Consider the following 4,815-nt stretch of genomic DNA (forward strand, 5'->3'; position numbering starts at 1 on the left):
TCAGGACCGAGCGTTGCGGCGATGGCGTCCAGATGCGTCTGCATCAGCGCAAGCTCGGCGCGCGTGAGGTAATACTCCGGTTGCGCGCAGATCTGCTCGAACAATTTCGAGCCGCGGGCGTCGTAGAAATATTTCGAGGGCAACCGGCGCGGCTGGCACGAAAGTCCCTCCAGCACATCGCCGAGGATATCGTCGGCACTGGGATGAAGGTCGTGAAGCTCGGCGTCGAACGCTGTTGAACTCATGCATCCCTTCCCAGCCGGATTCCGGTGAATTGCCAGCGACTCGCGGGGTAGAAGAAATTGCGGTAACTGGCCCGGATGTGGTCATCCGGCGTCACGCAGGACCCGCCACGCAGGACCCACTGACCACACATGAACTTGCCATTGTACTCGCCCAGGGCACCGGCAAGCGGACGAAAACCCGGATAGTTCACATACGGACTGGACGTCCATTCCCACACATCCCCGTAAAGCTGGACCGGGCCGAACCCGTCATCGTCCGGGGCCGGGGCCGGATGCAGCAGGCCACGGCCGCGCAGGTTGCCTTGCACGGGCTGTTCGCGGGCCAGGGTCTCCCACTCGGCCTCGGTCGGGAGGCGGGCCCCGGCCCATCGGGCGTAGGCGTCGGCTTCGAAGAAGCTCACGTGCGACACCGGCGCGTACGGATCGATTTCGCGCCGTCCGCTCAGCGTGAACTCGCTGGCCAGATCCCCTGACCAGTACAACGGATGTTGCCAACCCTCGTCCTGCACCACCTGCCATCCCTCGGACATCCACAGCGTGGGCGTGCTGTAGCCGCCGTCACGGATGAACGCGATGAACTCGGCATTGTTCACGGGGCGGTGCGCGATACGGTGGGGATGCAGCAACTCGTCGTGTCGCGGGCACTCGTTGTCGTAGGCAAAACCGTCACCCTCATGGCCGGTCCGGACCACGCCCGAGGGCCGGTCGAGGAACCGCAACGGTTGCGCTCGCGCACCAGACGCGCGCGCAAGTTCCATGTAGACCGGCTCCAGCGGGTTGCACGAAAACAGGTGTTTGATGTCGGTCAGCAGAAGCTCCTGATGCTGTTGCTCGTGATGCAGTCCGAGGATCACGACGGAGGTCAGCTCGTCATCGACACCGTGCTCAAGCATGGCAAGCACGCGTTCATCGACCTGATGACGATAGTCGATGATCTGCTCCAGCGTCGGGCGCGTGATCAGTCCCCGCTGCGGCCTTGCATGCATGGGACCCGCCGACTGGTAATAGGAGTTGAACAGGTAGTGCCACTCCGGATGCAAGGCAGTCCGGTCCGGATCACGACCGAGCACGAACTTCTCGAAGAACCAGGTGGTGTGCGCCAGATGCCATTTGGCCGGACTGGCATCGGGCATGGACTGCGCGACGGTGTCTTCCGGTGCCAGCGTTGCACACAGGAACAGGGTGTCATCGCGTACCCGTGCATAGCGTGCCTTGAGGGTCTCGGCACGCGGCTTGTCATCATGCAATAGGGACTGGGCATTCATCCGATGCGCTCGCTCCGTGCATCTACTGGATGCGCTATGCATGACCCTACCAGAGCACCATGAAGGGCACAAAGAACGATGGGTTCGATGTGAAATTGTATGGTGACCCTTCCACCTGCGACGTTAGGATGGGACTTTTGTGCCTGCTGGAGAGCCCTTCGATGACAGCCAACATCACCACTCGCCAAGCCAGTCTGGACGACATCGACATGCTGGTACCTCTGTTTGATGCCTACCGCGTCTTTTATCAACAACCGGCGGATCCAGCGCTCGCCCATGCCTTCCTGCACGAACGCATGGCGCTGCGCGAATCGGTGATCTTCCTGGCCGAGTCAGGCACCCATGAAAGATCAGCATCGGGATTCACGCAACTGTATCCGGGGTTTTCCTCGGTAAGCGCGCGGCGCTTGTGGATCCTCAATGACCTGTTCGTGCTGTCCGATGCGCGGGGTCGGGGCGTGGGCCGTGCGTTGCTTGAGCGTGCGCGTACTCATGCTCGCCGGACCGGCGCGTGTCGCGTCACCCTTTCCACCGCCGCCGACAACCGCAACGCGCAGGCCTTGTACGAGGACGTCGGCTTCCAGCGCGACGGCGACTTTTTCTATACCCTTGCAGTCGATTGATGCATGACGCCGGCGCAACTTCAGTCAAGGCAAAACCCGGCGCGATGCCGGGTTTGCAATGCATGGTGGTTTGCCGTCCGCACGACGCGTCATTCGCCGTCGTCGTAATCTTCGTCGTCGTGACCAATATATCGCGTACGGTACGGATCGACATACACCTGCTGCACCGGGCGGTCCCGATAGATCACGCGGGTGCGCGTATCGACGACCGGCGGATTGCTGTAATACACCGTGGTCGCGGGCTGGGTGGCGTCCACCACCAGTTGGGTCAATGCGCCCAGCACGATGGCGCCGGCCACCCAAAGACCGAAATGATCACGATACCCGTACCGACGGTCATGATCGCGATAGCCATGGCCGTAATAGCGCACCGCATGGCCACGATCGCCACGGTAGCCGTAATCACCGTGACCGCGATGATACCCATGATCGGCGAATGCGGCCGGGGCACAGGCCAGGGCAAACATCGTTGTCAGGCAAAGCACGGTTTTGATGAGGGGCTTGGTCATGGGGTTCTCCTGAGTACAACTGCAGCTTGTAACGGCTGCGCTGAATCGAGTCTGAAGCTGCGCAACGATCATCCCGAGGAGAAAATATATATTTAAATCATATATTTCAAAGGATTGTGTTTTTATGCGTGGAAACTGCCTGATCCGGACAGGGGCACTTCTGGTGGCGCTGTCGGTGGTCCCGGCAACCTTCGCCGCCACCTCCGCCCGGAAGCTCCAGGTGCACTTGAGTTATGTGCAGGATGGTCTGTACGTGGTGCATGGCGGGCATCAGCGCGGCATCGGCAGTCCCGGTCTGCTGCACCTGGATTTCGATGCCCCTGCTACGGCCTGGGGCGGATCGCCACATGGCCGCCTGCATGTGGACCTGATGGCGACGACCGGAAGTTCGATATCGCGACGTGCCGGCGACCTGCAGGGTCTGGACAATGCCGAGGCACGCAACACGGTGCGCCTGTTCGAGGCCTGGTACCAGCGTGACATGCCCGCTGCCGACCTGCAGTTGCGGCTGGGCCTGCAGGATTACAATGCGCTGTTCAACAGTCTCGACGCTGCAGGTGTGTTCCTCAACAGTTCATTCGGCATTGAACCCACCATCTCGCAAAGCAATGTCTCGATCTTTCCCGTCACCGCTCTCGGTGCGGCCCTGCGCTGGCAAGACCAAGCGGGTGCCTATCTCATAGGCGGGGTCTACGACGGCACGCCCGGCCTGCCCGGTCATCCGGACGGCACACACATCCATCTGCGCCGGGGCGACGGCCTGTTCTCCGGGCTCGAGGGTGGCATTGAGCGCGAAGGCGCCCGGCCGTGGAAACTGGCCTTGGGGGCCTGGGGACAGACCAGCGCATACACCGATCCCACGGGACGCGTGCGGCGACAGGACGTCGGTCTCTACCTGATCGGCCAGATGCGCCTGCTGGCCTCCGGCCCGGGGCAACCGCCGGTGGATGCTTTCGTGCAGCTGGGCTCGGCGGCTCCGCACAATCTGTTCCGGCGCTATTTCGGCGCCGGGGTGCGGGCCACGGGCGTGTTCCTGCCTGGCCGCGGCGACGTGCTGGGGCTGGCGGTGGCGCGCGCGTATACCAGCACCACCTTCCGCAGCTCCAGCCCGGGAAGCAAGCGCGCGGAAACCGTGTTCGAACTGACCTGGTCGGTCCCGCTCAATCACGTCCTGACCCTGCAGCCGGACATGCAGTACATCATCGATCCGGGGGCCATTCGCCGCCAGTCCAACGCTCTGGTGGCCGGCCTCAGGATGCGCCTGCAACTTTGAGCATTCCACTCAGCGCAGATGCAGGATCCAGCACCCGTGGATGTTGCTGCGGCGGGCGAAGTCGAAGGGAATCGATGCCGCGCTCCAGTCCTCGATGGTGAAACGCGACTCAAGCGACTCGCGGTCCAGTTTGAAGCGGCGGAAATTGTTCGAGAACACCAGCACGCCATCCGCCTCCATGTGCTCGGCGCAGGCAAGCAACAGGGCGACGTGGTCGCGCTGCACGTCGAAATCATCCTGCGTGCGCTTGGAGTTGGAAAACGTCGGCGGATCGACGTAGATCACGCCGTACTGGCTGCGGTCCTCCTTCAGCCAGGCCATCGCATCAGCCTGGATCAGACGATGGTCCGCGCCGCTGAAGCCATTCAGCGCCAGGTTCCGCGAGGCCCAGTCCAGGTAGGTGCCGGACAGGTCGACGCTGACCGTCTCGCGCGCACCGCCGGAGGCGGCATGCACCGAGGCCGTGGCGGTGTAGGCAAACAGGTTCAGGAAGCGCTTGCCGGCAGCCAGCTCGCCCAGGCGCGCACGCACCAGGCGATGGTCCAGGAACAGACCGGTGTCGAGGTAATCGGTCAGGTTGACCAGAAAACGCAGGCCGCTCTCGCCGACCTCCAGCATCTGCCCGCGCTGCTCCAGTTGACCGTACCTGGAACCGCCCCGGCCACGCCGGCGCTGCTTGACCGCGATACGCTCGCGCGGGATGCCGAAAACTTCCGCAGCCGCACGTACCGCCTCGCGCACGCGGGTTGCGGCCACGTGCTCAGGCACGCTGGCCGGCGCCCGGTATTCCTGCAGGTGCAGCCAGTCCTCGTACACATCGATGGCCAGTGCGTATTCGGGCAGGTCCTGGTCATAGGCGCGGTAGCAGGTGATGCCTTCGCGGGACAGGCGCTTTTGCAG

General features: G+C 63.1%; 6 protein-coding genes. 2 read left to right on the forward strand and 4 right to left on the reverse strand.

Features of this window, described 5'->3' with window-relative positions:
• Both PF446_RS07355 and egtB read right to left on the reverse strand, forming a co-directional pair.
• Positions 1–245: L-histidine N(alpha)-methyltransferase (locus PF446_RS07355; protein WP_298070684.1), on the reverse strand; the 245-nt coding region annotated here is incomplete at its 3' end.
• Positions 242–1,510 carry an ergothioneine biosynthesis protein EgtB gene (gene egtB, locus PF446_RS07360; RefSeq protein WP_298070685.1) on the reverse strand — a complete coding sequence of 423 codons (1,269 nt, stop codon included), beginning with the start codon at positions 1,508–1,510 and terminating at the stop codon, positions 242–244. The genes PF446_RS07355 and egtB, both read right to left, overlap by 4 nt.
• Before the next feature lie 161 nt (positions 1,511–1,671).
• Between egtB and PF446_RS07365 the strand changes: the two genes are divergently transcribed.
• A complete protein-coding gene (locus tag PF446_RS07365) occupies positions 1,672–2,133 on the forward strand; it encodes a GNAT family N-acetyltransferase (protein ID WP_298070687.1) in 462 nt (153 codons plus the stop codon).
• Between the two features lie 89 nt (positions 2,134–2,222).
• On the opposite strand, the gene PF446_RS07370 is transcribed toward PF446_RS07365, so the two are convergent.
• The gene (locus PF446_RS07370) at positions 2,223–2,642 is read right to left on the reverse strand and encodes a hypothetical protein (RefSeq protein WP_298070689.1); all 420 of its coding nucleotides are present in this window, start codon (positions 2,640–2,642) and stop codon (positions 2,223–2,225) included.
• Between the two features lie 124 nt (positions 2,643–2,766).
• On the opposite strand from PF446_RS07370, the gene PF446_RS07375 reads away from it, so the two are divergent.
• The gene (locus PF446_RS07375; protein WP_298070692.1) at positions 2,767–3,915 is read left to right on the forward strand and encodes a carbohydrate porin; all 1,149 of its coding nucleotides are present in this window, start codon (positions 2,767–2,769) and stop codon (positions 3,913–3,915) included.
• Between the two features lie 9 nt (positions 3,916–3,924).
• On the opposite strand, the gene PF446_RS07380 is transcribed toward PF446_RS07375, so the two are convergent.
• A partial coding sequence (locus PF446_RS07380; protein WP_298070694.1) for a class I SAM-dependent methyltransferase occupies positions 3,925–4,815 on the reverse strand: 891 nt, incomplete at its 5' end.

It is taken from the genome of Oleiagrimonas sp. (assembly GCF_027858935.1).
In the GTDB taxonomy this organism is placed as follows: Bacteria; Pseudomonadota; Gammaproteobacteria; order Xanthomonadales; family Rhodanobacteraceae; genus Oleiagrimonas.

Excerpts from the sequence above, each read along its gene's own strand:
- egtB (WP_298070685.1), bottom strand. The coding sequence starts at position 1,510 with ATGAATGCCCAGTCCCTATTGCATGATGACAAGCCGCGTGCCGAGACC.
- PF446_RS07365 (WP_298070687.1), top strand. The coding sequence starts at position 1,672 with ATGACAGCCAACATCACCACTCGCCAAGCCAGTCTGGACGACATCGAC.
- PF446_RS07370 (WP_298070689.1), bottom strand. The coding sequence starts at position 2,642 with ATGACCAAGCCCCTCATCAAAACCGTGCTTTGCCTGACAACGATGTTT.
- PF446_RS07375 (WP_298070692.1), top strand. The coding sequence starts at position 2,767 with ATGCGTGGAAACTGCCTGATCCGGACAGGGGCACTTCTGGTGGCGCTG.